Raw genomic sequence first — 14,488 nt, forward strand, 5'->3', positions numbered from 1 at the left:
GCGGGCCTCTCAGTGCTGCTCGGTGGTGGCCGCGGCGGACCGCAGCCCCTTCTTGCTGACCTTGCCGATCCCGGTCTGCGGGAAGGCGTCGACGAACTCGACGAGGTCGGGGACCTTGTAGGCGGCGACGCCCCGTTCGCGGACGAAGCGTTTGACGGCGACGGACTTCAGCGGTTCGGCGTCGGCGCGCAGGATGACGTAGGCGAGTGTGCGTTCGCCGAGGTAGGCGTCGGCGACGGCCACGACGGAGACGTCGTGCACGGCCGGGTGGGCGAGGATGATGTTCTCGACCTCCTCGGGCGCCACCTTCTCCCCGCCCCGGTTGATCTGGTCCTTCGCCCGGCCCTCGACGACGAGGTGACCCGTGGCGGTGCGGCGCACGATGTCGCCGGTGCGGTAGAAGCCGTCCTCGGTGAAGGCCGTCGCATTGTGCTCGGGGGCCCGCCAGTAGCCGCGGATCGTGTACGGCCCGCGGGTGAGGAGATGGCCGAACCCGCCCTCCGGGACCTCGTGTCCGGCGTCGTCGACGATCCGGACCTCGTCGTCCGGGGAGATCGGCCGCCCCTGCGTGGTGACGACGGTCTCCGGATCGTCGTCGAGCCGGGTGTAGTTGACCAGGCCCTCGGCCATGCCGAAGACCTGCTGGAGCCGGCAGCCCAGCGCGGGCTCCAGCCGGCGGGCCGCCTGCTCGCTGTACTTGGCCCCGCCCACCAGGACGACCTCCAGGCTCGACAGGTCGTACTCCGTCGTCGGCGCGGCCTCCGTCCACACCAGGGCGAGTGGCGGCACCAGACCCGTCAACGTGATCCGTTCCCGCTCGATCAACGAGAACGCCGTCGCCGGATCGGTCCCGGGGCACAGTACGGCCGTGCCCCCGGCGTACAGCACGCCGAGCCAACCGGGCGAACTCATCGGGAAGTTGTGCGCCGCGGGCAGCACCACGAGGTACCGGGTGCCGTCGTCGACACCGCAGATCTCGTTGGACCCCCACAGCGAGTACAGGTAGTCGTCGTGGGTACGGGGGATGAGCTTGGGCACGCCCGTCGTCCCGCCCGAGAGCTGGAGGAAGGCCAGCTCGTGCGGTTCGGGCCCGTCGATCGTTCGGTCGGCGTCGCGCGGCACGTCGGCCAGCGCGGTGTGCTCCCCGGGGTCACCGACGACGAAGACGTGCCGCAGGCCCGGTGTCCGCGCCTGGACCTCCGAGGCGAGCTTCCGGTGGTCGAAGCCCGCGTGCCGGTCGGGGATGACATACGCCACGGCCTCGGTGAAGGAGCAGAAGTAGCCGATCTCGGTGTCGCGGTGCGCGGGCAGCGCGTAGACGGGCAGCGCCCCGACCCGGAACAGCGCGAGGACCACCTCGATGAACTCACCGATGTTGGGCAGCTGCAGCACCACCCGGTCGCCCTTGGTTATCCCGCGCGCCGCGAACCCGGCGGCCAGCCGGTCGGCGCGCTCGTCGAGCTCCCGGTACGTCCAGGTACGGCGCTCGGGTGCCGGGTCGACGAGGGCGATGCGGTCGGGGTGGGCGGCGGCCCGCTCGCGCAGCATCCGGCCGAAGGTCTCCCCCCGCCAGTAGCCGGCGGAGCGGTAGCGCTCGGCGAACTCCTCCGGCCAGGTGGGGGCGTCCAGGCCGGGCGTGGTGGCGGGGGCTCCCGCCTCGGTGCTCACAGCGAGGCTCCGACGGCACTGAGGAAGGTGCGGAACTTGGCGCCGGTCTCCGCGGTCTCGGCCTGCGGTGTGGAGGCGGCGACCACGCCCGCTCCGGCGAACAGACGCAGCATGCGGCCCTCCGCTTCGGCACAGCGGATCGTCACGACCCATTCGCCGTCGCCGTCCGCGTCCTGCCAGCCGACCATGCCGGTGTAGGGGCCTCGGTCGAAGGGCTCCGACGCGGCGATGACGCTCCGCGCAAGGCTGGTGGGGGTGCCGCACACGGCAGGCGTCGGGTGCATCGCAGCCGCCAACTCCAGGGCGGACACGGCCGGATCGGCCGGCTCACCGGTGATGGTCGTCGACAGGTGCCACAGGGCCGCGGTGCGCACGAGCGACGGCCGCTCGGGCACGTCCAGGCGCGTGCAGTACGGCGCGAGCGCCTCGCGCACGGCGTCGACGACGACGGCGTGTTCGTGGAGGTCCTTCGGCGATTCGAGCAGCGCGGCCGCCCGCCGGACGTCCTCGGCCAGGTCGGCGCTGCGGGGCGCGGAGCCGGCCAGCGGGTTGGCGGTGAGCAGCCCGCCGCGACGGGCGACGAGCAGTTCGGGGCTGGCGCCGATCAGGGTCCGGCCAGGACCGCTGGGGACGGCGAAGGTGTAGCCGGACGGATCGCGGCGCGCCAGCCGGCGCAGCATGGCGGGCAGATCCGGCTCCCGCGGAGCCGTCAGCTCCAGCGTCCGGGCCAGGACGACCTTGTCGAACTCCCCTGCCCGCATCCGGGCGACCGCGGCGGCGACGGCCTCGCCGTACCGCTCGGCCGAAGGCACCTCCCGCACCTGCCAGTCGGTGTCCTCGTCGGACGGGACGGGCAGCGCGATCAGCGGGTCCTGGTGCAGGGGCGGCGCCCATCGCACGGACCGCGGGACGGCGAGCGCCGGCGGCGCATCCGGGGCGAAGGGCAGCGAGCCGACGACGATCGGCGCCGGGTCGCCCGCGCTGCGCCGGGCGCCGAGCACGTCCGCCACCCGCTGTGCCACCGGCCGCGAGTCGTGCGGCAGGAGGGCGGCGGTGCCGTGGGCGAGCAGGGTGTGGCCGGGCGTGCCGAGGAACCGGTCCTCACCGGGGCGGTAGGCGTCGAGCAGGGCCGTCGCCGCGCCGGGGTCGAGCAGCGCGGGCAGCGTGGGGTCGGAGAGGGGCGCGGTGGGTTCGCGCAGCGAGGCAGACATGGGTGTCTCCAGTAAGGGGCACGAGCCGGAGTCAGGAGTGGGGGAGTGGCGGGGCACTTCAGCCCCGCAGCGTCGCTCCGCCGTCGACGTACAGCTCGTGCATGGTGATGTGACGGGCGCGGTCGGAGACCAGGAAGACGACGGCCTCGGCGATGTCGGCCGGGTCGGCGATCCGGCCGAGCGGGATGCCGGTGCGGTGCGCCGCCAGATCCCCTTCGATGACGCGCCGGGCGGCGGCCGCTTCGTCCGTGCAGCCGGAGTCGTTCCACATGGCGCGCTGCATGTCCGTCAGGGTCGAGCCGGGCGACACGGTGTTGCAGCGGACGCCCCGCGCGGCCACCTCAAGGCCCAGGCACTTGGTGAACATGACGGCCGCGGCCTTGGAGGCGGCGTAGGCGGACATGCCCGCGCGGGGGATCCCGGCCGCGTTGGACGCGACCGTGACGATGCTGCCGCTGCCCCGGTCGGCCATCCGGCGGGCGGCGGCCCGTGAGGTGTGCAGCACGCCGTTCGTGTTGACGGCGAAGGTGGCCGCCCAGTCCTCGTCGGTCAGCTCCAGGACGGTCGAACTCCGCAGGATTCCGGCGACGTTGACGGCGATGTCCAGCGGGCCGAGCACGGTCTCGGTCTCGGCGACGAGATGTTCGACGGCAGCGGGGTCCGTGACGTCGAGGGCGCGGGCGGTGATCTGCTCCGGGTACTCCGCGGCGAGCTTCTCGACTCCGTCGGGGGCCAGATCGGTGGCGACGACGTGGGCACCGCGCGCGACGAGCGCGCGCACCACCGCCTCGCCGATGCCCCGACCCGCCCCCGTCACGAGGGCGAGCCGGCCCGAGAGCTCCTGGTCGGCGCTCACTTGACCATGGCCTTGCGGATGTCGTTGAGCGTCGAGACGGCGGCCTCGGCGCCACCCAGGCTGGTCCACTTGGAGCCGTCGATCATGGTCACGTGCTTGTCGCTCACGGCCTTCAGCTGCCGGTAGGCTGGCTTGTCGGCCAGCTTGTCGAGCAGTCCGGCGTCCGGGCCGGTGCTGGAGAGGGTGCCGATGAACAGCCAGTCGCCGTCGATCTGCTGGAGGTTCTCGTCGCTGATCGGCGTCGAGTGGCCCTCGCCCTTCCGGTTCTGGAGGCCCGGCCGCTTGAAGCCGAGGTCCTTGAGGACGTCGCTGATGAACACGCCCTGCTGCATGACGGCCGTGCCCTTCGCCGAGTAGCGGGCGACGGACACGCGCGCCGTGGCGCGGGGGCCGAGGTCCTTCTTGAGCGCGGCGACCTTGGTGTCGTACGCGGCGAGGAACTTCTCGGCCCGGTCGGACTTGCCGATGGCCTTGCCCGTGAGGACGAGGGACTTCTTCCAGTCCTTGGTCTTGTCGATGGTGACGACGGTCGGGGCGATCTTGCGCAGCTGCTGGAGCACCTGCGCGTCCGCCGTCTGTCCGGCGAGGATGACGTCCGGTCTGGAGCGGATGACCTTTTCGAGGTCCGGTCCGGTCACCGCGCCCACGACCGGTATGCCCTTGGCCTGTCCGGCGAGATACCCGGGAGCGCCGTGCTGGCCACGCCCGGCGGTCAGCCCGACCGGCTTGACGCCGAGCGCGAGGGCCGAGTCCAGGTCCATCTCGCTGAGGGCAACGATCCGTCGGGGCGCGGCGGGCACCTTCACCTTCGTGCCGGTCGCGTCGGTGATCGAGGCCGGACCGGCCGTGCCCGGTGAGTCCCCGCCGTCGGTCCCCTGGTCGGGGGAGCCGCAGGCGGACACCGTCAACGCGCAAGCGGCGAGGAGGGTGGCCGCGACGACGGGGCGGGCGGCGCGACGGGAAGTGAAGAGCAACATGACGTGAAATCTCCGTTGTTCGACGCAGAGCTGATCCGCGCAGGACGGACTTCGCTGTGATGCGGTGAGAGCGATGTGCGGCACATACGCCTCTTTTTGGGCATAAAGGTGCCGCATGATCCACCCGGCCGGGGCGGGGTGAACTTAGGTTAGGCTAACCATATGCCAATTACACAAGGGGAGTGGCCGACAACAGACGGTTCCGGGGGCCTCCGGCGTGCGCCGTCCCCCTCGCGCCCCGCTCTTCGGGCAGCCACCGCGCTCTTCGCCCTGCTGCTGGGCCTGTTGCTGCTCTCGCTGCTCATCGGCACCGGCTCCAGCTCCGCCGCCCGCGCCTGGGACTACCTCAGCGGGGATCCCACCGCGCGAGCCGATGCCCAACTCCGGCTCGCCGTGATGGACGTACGCCTCCCGCGCACCCTGGCCGCCGTGCTCGTCGGTGTCTGCCTGGGCACGGCCGGGTCTCTGCTGCAGGCCGCGACCCGCAATCCGCTCGCCGAGACCGGACTGCTCGGGGTCAACTCCGGTGCGGCGTTCGCGGTGGTCCTCGGGCTGACCTTCTTCGGCGCGACGTCGTCCTCCGCCCTGTTGCTGTGGGCGCTGTTGGGCGGGATGGCCGCGAGCGCCGTCGTCCTGCTGTTCTCCGCGTCCGGACGCACGGCCGGCTCCCCGCTGCGACTGGTACTCGCCGGATCGGCTCTCGGGGCCACCTTCCACGGCCTGACCTCGTACGTACTGCTCGGGACCCAATCGACCTTCGACACCTACCGGTACTGGACGATCGGGTCCCTCGCCGGAGTCGAGACCGCCGACCTCCTGCCGCTGCTGCCGGTGGCGGGCATCGGCCTGCTCGTCGCCTTCGGGAGCGCCCGCCCCCTGTCCGCACTCGGCCTCGGCGACGACAGTGCCCGCTCTTTGGGCCACCGCCCCGGCCTGGTCCGCGTGGTCGTCGCGGCGGCCGTCTCGCTGCTGGCCGGCTGCGCGGTCGCGGTGGCCGGCCCCATCGCCTTTCTCGGGCTGCTCGCCCCCTATGCCGCACGGACACTGGCCGGGGCACAGATGACGGCCCAACTCGCCCTCTCCGCGCTGATCGCGGCCGACATCATGATCCTCGCCGACATCCTCGCCCGCGTCGTCATCCGGCCCTGGGAGACCCCGGTGAGCGTGCTGCTCGCCATGGTGGGCGGGCCGCTGCTCGTCTGGATAGCCCGCTCCTCCCGTCTGTCCACCGCAGGAGCCTCGACATGACCACATCCCTCACGGGCCCGGCGGTCACCCCGCCCGACAGCACGGTCCTGCGCACCGGCACCCTCTCCTGGCTCTTCCCACGCCGCAGCGCGCTCGCCGCCGCCCTCCTCGTCCCGCTGCTCCTGCTCCTCGTCGCCCTTGCCGTCACGGCGAGTTCGACGGGCATGAGCCTGTCCCAGACCCTCTCGGGGCTGCTGGGCGCCGGCGACGCCGGCACCACCATGATCGTGCGGGACTTCCGGCTGCCGCGCGTCGTCGTCGGCCTCATGGTCGGCGCCGCCCTCGGCCTGGCCGGCTGCCTCACCCAGACGCTCGCCGGCAACCGCCTCGCCACCCCCGACCTCATCGGGGTCAACGAAGGAGCCACCGCAGCCGTCGTCGCCACCGCGGCCGGCTCCGCGACCGGCATGGTCGGGGACTGGTGGCTCGGTCCACTCGGCGCGGTCGCCGCCGCCGTCCTCGTCGTGCTCTGCGCGGGCGGGGCGGGCAGCCGCGGCTACCGCGTCCTGGTGGTCGGCATCGGAGTCTCCACCTTCCTCGGGGCGGTGAGCGATCTCGTCATGTCCCGCGAGAACGACAACACCGCGGGCGGAGTGTTCCTCTGGGCCGTCGGGAGCCTCAACGGGCGCGACTGGGGGGTCGGCACTCCCTTCCTGGCCGCCCTTGTCGTCCTGGTGCCGCTCTCCCTGGCCGTGGGACACCGGCTCCAACTCCTGCGCTTCGACGACGACATGGCGTCCTGCCTCGGCGTCGACCTGCGACGTGTGCGGGCCGCCGCGCTCGCCCTCGCCGTGGCCCTGGCCGGGCTCGCGGTCGGCGTCGGCGGACCCATCTCCTTCGTGGCCCTGGGCGCCCCGATCCTCGCGCAGCGGCTGAGCGGCCCCACTCGCGTCCCGGTCCTCGGCTCCGCCCTGACCGGGGCCGCACTCATCGTCGCGGCCGACGCGCTGGGCCGCGTCATCGCGCCCGTCGAACTCCCCGTCGGCGTCGTCACCAGCGTCCTCGGCGGCCCCTTCCTCCTCTGGGTCCTCTTCCGCGCGGACCGGACCACCGGAAAGGCATGACCAGCATGACCACCACGTCGGGGCTCGAAGTGCACGGACTGAACGCCGGATACCCGGGCCGCGCCGTCGTCAAGGACGCCGAACTCGCCGTGCAGGCGGGGCAGGTCGCCTCCATCGTCGGCCCCAACGGCTGCGGCAAGTCGACCCTGTTGCGCGCCGTCGCCCGGCTCCACCGACCGGACTCCGGTACGGTCCGGGCCGACGGTGCCGACATCTGGCACCTGAGCCGCCGCCAGGCCGCCCGCCGCATTGCCTTGCTGCCCCAGACGCCGCGCGCCCCCGAGGCCGTGACCGTGGCCGGGCTCGTCCGCTACGGGCGCCACCCCCACCAGGGCCTGCTGCGGCAATGGTCGCGCGCGGATGAACTGGCGGTGCGCGAGGCGCTGGAGGCCACCGGCACCCAGGACCTCGCGGCCGAACGGCTCGACAGGCTCTCCGGCGGCCAACGCCAGCGCTGTTGGCTCGCGATGGCCCTCGCGCAACACACCCCCGTCGTACTCCTCGACGAACCCACCAGCGCCCTCGACCTCGGCCATGTCGTCGATGTCCTCGAACTCGTCCGCGAGGTCGCCGCGAGCGGCCGCACGGTCGTCATGGTCCAGCACGACCTGGCCGCAGCCGCCCGCTACTCCGACACCGTGATCGCGATGAAGGACGGCCGCATCATCGCTCAGGGGTCCCCGCGCGACACCGTTGACGAGGCTCTGGTCAAGGAGCTCTACGCCCTCGACGCCGACATCCTCCGAGCCCCGGGCGACGCCTCGCCGGTGGTCGTCCCGCGCTCCCGCACGGTGCTCTGACGCCGCGCCGTGCCAGGAGCGCGGCGGGCTGGCCCTCACAGCATCAGCCCAGTAAGGTAAGCCTTACCTAATGAGGAGGAGCGCTGATGAAGGTGAGCCGTCGCACGGAACCCACCACCGCGGAGCGTGCCCGCTCGATACTGGCGGCGGCTTCTTCGCTCACGGTCACCACGGAGGGCGGGCGAAACAAGCTGCTCGGCGCGCACACGGTGCAGTCCTCGGGCCGGCTGACGCTGGCCGAACCCCGGGTGAGCCATTGGCGAACCGATCTCGCGAAAGCGCCCCGAGGGGACCTCGCCGCGGAACTGGAGCTCACCGACGTCGCACCGATTGCCGTCCGCCGGCGTGTTCGTGCGCGGCTGACACTGCGGGGACACCTCTCCCCACGCGGACCCGCTGAAGGTTGGCCATTCCGACCCGTGCACGCCGCACTCGCCCTGGGCGGCGACATCTTGTGCATCGACCCGGAAGAGCTGGCCGCCGCCAAGCCCGACCCGCTGGCGCGGTACGAGGCGGATCTGCTCGCCCATCTGGACGCGGCGCGCACCGACACCGCGACACGGCTGGCAGCCCTGCTTCCGGCCGGACTCCTTCTCGGCGTCACCCGGGTCCGTCCGGTGCGACTCGACCGCTACGGCCTGGTGCTGCGGCTCGAAGACACCCGCGGCGGAATCGATGCCCGACTGCCCTTCTCGGCGCCGGTGAGCCATTGCGGCCAGGTGAAGCGGGAGATCCGCACCCTGCTCGCGCGCGCCGCCGCCCCGAGCCGCCCCGCCCGGCGGCTCCGCGCATGCTCATGACTGCGCGCCCCGGCCGGTCACCCGCGACGCGGGCCCACGCCGCGCCCACCGGACAGGTGGCGGCGATCATCGCCGCCACTCCGGCCGCGATCGCCCTCTACACGCCTCCGCCACCTCCACGCCCCGAACCGGCCCCGCGCCGCGACCCGCTCCAACGGCCCGCGGGCGACGCTGCGGAGCTGGCCGCCGAAACCCCGCCCCGGATTGACGAAGGTGGCGTCCCTGGTCAACCACCCCTCGCGGAGGGGCAATTGCGCCGCTGTCACGACGGTCCTTGGCGCCCTGACACCGCAACGCGTACACCCGGCAACACGCTGTACCGAAGGCGCCAGGAATGCGTGAGGGGGCCGGAAATGCCGAACGTCCGAAAGGACACGGCGTAGGGCCCCTGTGCCGTATGCGACGCGGCATCGCTTCGAGAGGGACTTGTCCGTCCACAGCGGGGACAAAAAGCAATGGCAAGGAGGTCAATCACTCCTTGCCACTTTTAATGTATAGCGCACCGGGGGCCTTGCGGCAAGCCCCGGGTCGTGATGCAGAATCTCCGATCGAAGCCGCAACCTGCGGAAATCAGCGCTTCCCGAAGTACGTGCACTCTCCTTCACGTACGGGTCTCGCGGGACGCCGAACCGCCGGTACGCCACGCGGGCGGTTACGCACGCGGCGCCAAGTGCGGGGCGTGCCGCCGGAATGCGCTGAGCAGCCGGCGAAATGCAGGCTATTGAATTGGGGGGTCCTCATGATTGACGTGATCGTGGTCGGCGGCGGTCCGACCGGCTTGATGCTGGCCGGCGAGCTGCGGCTGCACGGTGTGCACGTGGTCGTGCTGGAGAGGGAGGTGGAACCGACCAGGGTCGTCCGCTCGCTCGGTCTGCACGCGCGCAGCATCGAGGTGATGGACCAGCGCGGCCTGCTGGAGCGGTTCCTCGCGGCCGGCAAGCAGTACCCGGTCGCCAGCCTCTTCGCCGGGATCACCAAAACCGCGCCGGACCGGCTGGACACCGCACATCCGTACATCCTCGGTATCCCGCAGACCGTCACCGACCGGCTGCTGGCCGAGCACGCCGCCGAGGTCGGCGTCGAGATCCGGCGCGGCTGCGAACTGGTCGGGCTGAGCCAGGACGCACATGGGGTGACCGCCGAGCTGGCCGACGGCACCGAGTTGCGCTCGCGCTACCTCGTCGGCTGCGACGGCGGCCGCAGCACGGTGCGCAAGCTGCTCCGCGTCGGCTTCCCCGGAGAGCCCGCCAAGGTCGAGACGCTGTTGGGCGAGATGAAGGTGGCCGTGCCGCCGGAGACGCTGACCTCCGTGATGGCCGAGGTCCGCAAGACCCAGATTCGGTTCGGTGCCATGCCCCTCGGGGAGGACCTGTACCGCGTCGTCGTGCCTGCGGCGGGGGTGGCCGAGGACCGCTCGGTTCCGCCGACCTTCGAGGAGTTCAAGGAGCGGATGAGGGTGACCGCCGGCACCGACTTCGGCGTGCACTCGCCGCGTTGGCTGTCGCGTTTCGGGGACGCCACCCGGCAGGCCGAGCGCTACCGGGCCGACCGTGTGCTGCTGGCCGGCGACGCGGCGCACATCCACCCGCCGGTCGGCGGGCAGGGGCTCAACCTCGGTGTCCAGGACGCGTTCAACCTCGGCTGGAAGCTGGCCGCCGAGATCCGCGGCTGGGCGCCGGAGGGGTTGCTGGACAGCTATCACACCGAACGACACCCGGTGGCAGCCGACGTGCTGGAGAACACCCGCGCGCAGATGCAGCTGATGTCCACCGAGCCGGGCCCCCGGTCGGTGCGGCGTCTGCTGACGGAACTGATGGACTTCGACGAGGTGAACCGGCACCTCATCGAGAAGATCATCGCGATCGGGGTCCGCTACGACTTCGGCGAGGGACATGAACTGCTCGGCCGACGGCTGCGGGACGTGGAGCTGAAGCGCGGTCGCCTCTACGGGCTGATGCACGCCGGCCGCGGCCTGCTGCTCGACCAGACCGGCAGGCTCTCGGTGGCGGGCTGGGCGGACCGGGTCGACCACGTCGTCGATGTCAGTGAGGAACTGGATGTGCCGGCGGTGCTGCTGCGGCCGGACGGACATGTGGTGTGGGTCGGCGAGGACCAGCAGGATCTGCTCCGTCTGCTGCCCAACTGGTTCGGCACTGCCGCTGGTTGAGCCGGCAGGGTCCGGCCGATGCGGACATGCGAGAGGGGCCCGCGCCTGGCGGGCCCCTAGGGGATGCTGTTGTCGGTGGTACGCCCAGTACGAGGACGCTCCTCCGCCTTGCTCCCCGGCTCACTTCCCCCTGGTAGTCCCGTGCTGCCTCATCAGCAGCCCGGGAATACCGCTGCCGGGGTTTCGAAGGTCCCCTGCCCCTTGACCTTGATCAGGCCAACGGCCTTCTTGCAGGGCCAGCTCATCTTCCAGGTACTGGTGGCCCGGTCGCCGTCGCTGATGGTCTCAAGCCTGTCGTACGACGACGAACCGCCCATGCGATACCCGAGCTGCGCCTTGACGTTCGCGCCACCCTTTTTGGTGTAGAAGACATCGATGGACTGGGGCCGGCTGTTCATGGCGATACAGAGCTGTCCCTTGCTCAAGGTGGTGCACTTGACATGGTCCGACCCCGACATCACCTTCTGCGACGCGTGGGTGGGCGACGCCTCGGCCCCAGCCGCATGAGCCGGAACGGTGAGAAGCGAGAAACCGACGGCCGCACACGCAGCGGCTGCCATCGAGACACGACGAATCATGGAAATCCCCCCTGGTCAGTGGTGTTCTGACGATACAAAAGATCAAACACGTGCGCGACCATTTTCGGGCACACCTTCAGCCTTGTTCGACCCAGAGGTAGGAGGGTCTGTCCCGTGCAGGCGCCCGGTTCGGCGCAGGTCAGGTGCGTGGCCGGGTGATTGACTCTCCCACCGTGGGAGAGCCGAGGGTGGGGCACATGTACGTCGACGACGAGGTGCTGTGGAGCATCGGCGAGGTTGCGCGGAAGACCGGGCTGTCGGTGAAGCTCATCCGGCACTGGTCCGAAATGGGGCTGGTGCCGCCGGCCGGGCGGACCCCGGCCGGATACCGCGTGTTCGCCCCTGAGTCCCTGGCCAGACTGGAGCTGGCGCGGACCCTGCGGGACCTCGGGCTCGGCCTCCCGGCGATCCGGGAGGTACTCGACCGCGAGCAGACCTTGGCGGAGGTGGCCGCGGCTCACGCCGACGCACTGGGGGAGCAGATCCGCCTGCTGCGCTCGCAGCAGGCGGTGCTGCGCTCCGTCACCCGCCGCGGAACCACTGCAGAAGGACTCGCCTTCATGAACCGGACTGCCCGCCTGACCGCGGTCGAACGCCGCACGATCATCCATGAGTTCGTGACGGAGACGCTCGGAGACCTGGACGTACCGACCTACCGCCGCGGCCTGCTGGCCGCCACCCCGGAACTTCCCGATCACCCCACGGACGAGCAGGTCGACGCCTGGATCGAACTGAGCGAGCTGGTGACGGACCCCGCTCTGCGCTCCGGAATGCGCCGCATGGCGCAGTACGCCGCCGAGCACGCCCCCGGCGAACACGACGACGACACCCTCCGGGCCGCACAGCGGGTCACCGACGACTGGACGGAACGGGTGCACGGAGCGATGCGTGAGGGGATCGCCCCGGACTCACCGGCGGCCGACGCCGTCGTCGCGGCCGTCGTCGCGGTCTGGCTCCCCACACAGACACAGATCCAGGCTGGTGATGACGTGCGCGCCGACGGCCCACCGGCACGGCGCCTGCTGCTGGAACAGCTCGAAGTCGCCTCCGATGTGCGCGTCGAGCGCTACGGGCAGCTGCTGTGCATCATCAACGGCGCGCCCGCGCGGCCGAGTTTGGCAGCGGCCGGCAACTGGCTGATGACTGCACTGCGTACCAATCCCGAGCCCGGAGCGCGCAGCACGGAACTCGGCGCACTCTACGACGCAGGGGCCGACGCCTGGGAACCGGCGGGCCTGCTCGACGCCTGCGAGCGCGTGCTGCGCACCGTGGGAGGTCTCGTCTCCGCAGTGGACCCGAGCATGTTCGCCCTGCCGACGCCATGCGCCGACTGGGATGTTCGCACCCTGCTCGACCTCCTGGTGTGGGAGAACCTGCTGTGGTCCGGCATGGCCGACGGCGCGCCGCCCTCCGACTTCGCCGCCGACCACCTCGGAGAGGACCACGTCGCGGCCTTCCACGCCGCCGCGCACAGCGCACTCGCCGCGTTCCGCCGCCCGGGCATGCTGGAACAGCGGTACGGCCCGGCTCCTGGTCGGCGAGTCGTCGAGCAGCTGGTCATCGAGATGCCGGTGCACGGCTGGGACCTGGCCACGGCCATCGGACATCCGCGCGACCTCGTCCCGGATCTCGCGGAAGCGGCGCTCCCGGTGGTGCAGCAGATCTACGGCAGCCTGCCCCGCACCGAAGGCGGCTCCTTCGCCCCGCCCCGGCCGGTTCCCTCCGGCGCGACCGCACTTGACCGTCTGGCCGGCTGCCTCGGCCGGACGATCACCTGAGCCCCGACCACCTCGGGAGTGGTCGGGGCTACGCGGCCGGCCGTGGCCGCATTGCCGGGTTCACGGACCTGCTGCTCAGGTGCCCTGGCTCACGACCGGCCGACGGAGCTGTCGTCCACCGGCTCCAGCGCCTCCCGTGTGGGTGCCGGGATCGGGGTCGATTCAACAGCGCGAGCCCGCCGGAAGCGCCCGGTGAGGTAGCCGGCCACCGGCTGGGTGTAGCGGGCGGTGAGGGGCCCGATGATGACCAGTACGAGGACGTAGGCGGTGGCCAGGGGGCCGAGGGCCGGTTCGATGCCGGCAGTTACGGCGAGCCCCGCGATGACGATGGAGAACTCGCCCCGGGCGACGAGTGTGCCGCCGGCCCGCCAGCGGCCCTTGACGGAGATCCCGGCCCGGCGCGCGGCCCAGTAGCCGGTGGCGATCTTCGTCGCGGCCGTGACGAGCGCCAGGGCGAGGGCGGGCAGGATGACCGGCGGGATGCTGGCGGGGTCGGTGTGCAGGCCGAAGAAGACGAAGAACACCGCGGCGAACAGGTCGCGCAGCGGACTCAGGAGGTTGTGCGCGCCCTCGGCGACCTCCCCGGACAAGGCGATGCCGACCAGGAACGCGCCTACGGCGGCGGAGACCTGAAGCTGCTGGGCGATACCGGCGACCAGCAGGGTCAGCCCGAGCACGACCAGGAGGAGCTTCTCGGGGTCGTCGCTGGAGACGAAGCGGGAGATGACCCGTCCGAAACGTACGGCGAGGAAGAGGACCAGGCCCGCGACCCCGAGTGCGATGGCGAGGGTGAGGCTGCCCGCGGCAAGGCTCACCCCGGCGAGCAGAGCGGTGATGATGGGGAGGTAGACGGCCATGGCCAAGTCCTCCAGCACCAGAACACTCAGGATGACCGGGGTTTCCCGGTTGCCGAGACGGCCCAGATCGCCCATCACCTTGGCGATGACACCGGAGGAGGAGATCCAGGTGACGCCCGCCAGGACGACGGCTGCGACCGGACCCCAGCCCAGGAGCAGGGCCATCCCCGCGCCGGGCAGGGCGTTGAGGGTGAAGTCGACGAGGCCGGCCGGGTACTGGGTTTTCAGGTTGGAGACCAGGTCGCTCGCCGTGTACTCCAGGCCGAGCATCAGCAGGAGCAGGATGACGCCGATCTCGGCACCGATGGCGACGAACTCCTCGCTCGCCCCCAGCGGGAGCAGCCCGCCCTCGCCGAAGGCGAGACCGGCGAGCAGGTAGAGGGGTATCGGGGAGAACTGGAAGCGTCCGGCGAACCGGCCCAGCAGCCCCAGCGCGAGGATGATCGCGCCGAATTCGATCAGGAATATCGCGGAGGAGTGCATA

General features: G+C 71.5%; 12 protein-coding genes. 6 read left to right on the forward strand and 6 right to left on the reverse strand.

Translation table 11 applies throughout. The features are described from left to right. Positions 1-9: 9 nt before the first annotated feature. Genes QOM21_RS35485 through QOM21_RS35500 form a run of 4 tightly spaced genes read right to left on the reverse strand, consistent with a single transcriptional unit; the run spans position 10 to position 4,712 of the window. Positions 10-1,668 carry a (2,3-dihydroxybenzoyl)adenylate synthase gene (locus QOM21_RS35485; protein WP_407555201.1) on the reverse strand — a complete coding sequence of 553 codons (1,659 nt, stop codon included), beginning with the start codon at positions 1,666-1,668 and terminating at the stop codon, positions 10-12. Beyond that, on the reverse strand, positions 1,665-2,879 hold the full coding sequence (locus QOM21_RS35490; protein ID WP_407555202.1) for an isochorismate synthase: 1,215 nt from the start codon (positions 2,877-2,879) through the stop codon (positions 1,665-1,667). The genes QOM21_RS35485 and QOM21_RS35490 overlap by 4 nt, the downstream gene beginning before the upstream one ends. A 58-nt stretch (positions 2,880-2,937) precedes the next feature. Further along, positions 2,938-3,735 carry a 2,3-dihydro-2,3-dihydroxybenzoate dehydrogenase gene (locus tag QOM21_RS35495; protein ID WP_407555203.1) on the reverse strand — a complete coding sequence of 266 codons (798 nt, stop codon included), beginning with the start codon at positions 3,733-3,735 and terminating at the stop codon, positions 2,938-2,940. Next, a complete protein-coding gene (locus QOM21_RS35500; RefSeq protein WP_407555204.1) occupies positions 3,732-4,712 on the reverse strand; it encodes an ABC transporter substrate-binding protein in 981 nt (326 codons plus the stop codon). Before QOM21_RS35500 ends, QOM21_RS35495 begins: the two co-directional genes overlap by 4 nt. A gap of 162 nt (positions 4,713-4,874) precedes the next feature. On the opposite strand from QOM21_RS35500, the gene QOM21_RS35505 reads away from it, so the two are divergent. The 5 genes from QOM21_RS35505 (at position 4,875) to rox (ending at position 10,791) form a co-directional block, all read left to right on the forward strand. Continuing rightward, complete coding sequence (locus tag QOM21_RS35505) at positions 4,875-5,960, forward strand: FecCD family ABC transporter permease (protein ID WP_407555205.1); 1,086 nt, start codon at positions 4,875-4,877, stop codon at positions 5,958-5,960. Then, positions 5,957-7,024: a FecCD family ABC transporter permease gene (locus QOM21_RS35510; RefSeq protein WP_407555206.1), complete on the forward strand. Its 1,068-nt coding sequence runs from the start codon at positions 5,957-5,959 to the stop codon at positions 7,022-7,024. The genes QOM21_RS35505 and QOM21_RS35510 overlap by 4 nt, the downstream gene beginning before the upstream one ends. Positions 7,025-7,029: 5 nt before the next feature. Next, entirely contained in the window at positions 7,030-7,824 is a 795-nt protein-coding gene (locus QOM21_RS35515) for an ABC transporter ATP-binding protein (RefSeq protein ID WP_407555207.1), read from the forward strand. Positions 7,825-7,910: 86 nt separating this feature from the next. Next, a complete protein-coding gene (locus QOM21_RS35520; RefSeq protein ID WP_407555208.1) occupies positions 7,911-8,624 on the forward strand; it encodes a DUF2470 domain-containing protein in 714 nt (237 codons plus the stop codon). Between the two features lie 739 nt (positions 8,625-9,363). After that, positions 9,364-10,791 carry a rifampin monooxygenase gene (rox, locus tag QOM21_RS35525; RefSeq protein WP_407555209.1) on the forward strand — a complete coding sequence of 476 codons (1,428 nt, stop codon included), beginning with the start codon at positions 9,364-9,366 and terminating at the stop codon, positions 10,789-10,791. Between the two features lie 152 nt (positions 10,792-10,943). Here rox and QOM21_RS35530 read toward each other — a convergent pair whose 3' ends face one another. Next, positions 10,944-11,369 carry a hypothetical protein gene (locus tag QOM21_RS35530; protein WP_407555210.1) on the reverse strand — a complete coding sequence of 142 codons (426 nt, stop codon included), beginning with the start codon at positions 11,367-11,369 and terminating at the stop codon, positions 10,944-10,946. 173 nt (positions 11,370-11,542) lie between these two features. Here QOM21_RS35530 and QOM21_RS35535 point away from each other — a divergent pair, with 173 nt between their 5' ends. After that, entirely contained in the window at positions 11,543-13,147 is a 1,605-nt protein-coding gene (locus QOM21_RS35535; protein ID WP_407555211.1) for a TIGR03086 family metal-binding protein, read from the forward strand. 89 nt (positions 13,148-13,236) lie between these two features. Here the strand turns inward: QOM21_RS35535 and QOM21_RS35540 are convergent, their stop codons facing one another. Further along, positions 13,237-14,487 carry a cation:proton antiporter gene (locus tag QOM21_RS35540; protein WP_407555212.1) on the reverse strand — a complete coding sequence of 417 codons (1,251 nt, stop codon included), beginning with the start codon at positions 14,485-14,487 and terminating at the stop codon, positions 13,237-13,239. Between the last annotated feature and the right edge of the window lies 1 nt (position 14,488).

The sequence above is a fragment of the Streptomyces sp. Pv4-95 genome (assembly GCF_045782725.1).
Taxonomy (GTDB): domain Bacteria; phylum Actinomycetota; class Actinomycetes; order Streptomycetales; family Streptomycetaceae; genus Streptomyces.

What these genes read in the sequence shown, in the direction of transcription:
- QOM21_RS35490 (WP_407555202.1), bottom strand. Translation starts at nt 2,879, where the DNA reads ATGTCTGCCTCGCTGCGCGAACCCACCGCGCCCCTCTCCGACCCCACG.
- QOM21_RS35500 (WP_407555204.1), bottom strand. Translation starts at nt 4,712, where the DNA reads ATGTTGCTCTTCACTTCCCGTCGCGCCGCCCGCCCCGTCGTCGCGGCC.
- QOM21_RS35505 (WP_407555205.1), top strand. Translation starts at nt 4,875, where the DNA reads ATGCCAATTACACAAGGGGAGTGGCCGACAACAGACGGTTCCGGGGGC.
- QOM21_RS35510 (WP_407555206.1), top strand. Translation starts at nt 5,957, where the DNA reads ATGACCACATCCCTCACGGGCCCGGCGGTCACCCCGCCCGACAGCACG.
- QOM21_RS35515 (WP_407555207.1), top strand. Translation starts at nt 7,030, where the DNA reads ATGACCACCACGTCGGGGCTCGAAGTGCACGGACTGAACGCCGGATAC.
- QOM21_RS35520 (WP_407555208.1), top strand. Translation starts at nt 7,911, where the DNA reads ATGAAGGTGAGCCGTCGCACGGAACCCACCACCGCGGAGCGTGCCCGC.
- rox (WP_407555209.1), top strand. Translation starts at nt 9,364, where the DNA reads ATGATTGACGTGATCGTGGTCGGCGGCGGTCCGACCGGCTTGATGCTG.
- QOM21_RS35530 (WP_407555210.1), bottom strand. Translation starts at nt 11,369, where the DNA reads ATGATTCGTCGTGTCTCGATGGCAGCCGCTGCGTGTGCGGCCGTCGGT.
- QOM21_RS35540 (WP_407555212.1), bottom strand. Translation starts at nt 14,487, where the DNA reads ATGCACTCCTCCGCGATATTCCTGATCGAATTCGGCGCGATCATCCTC.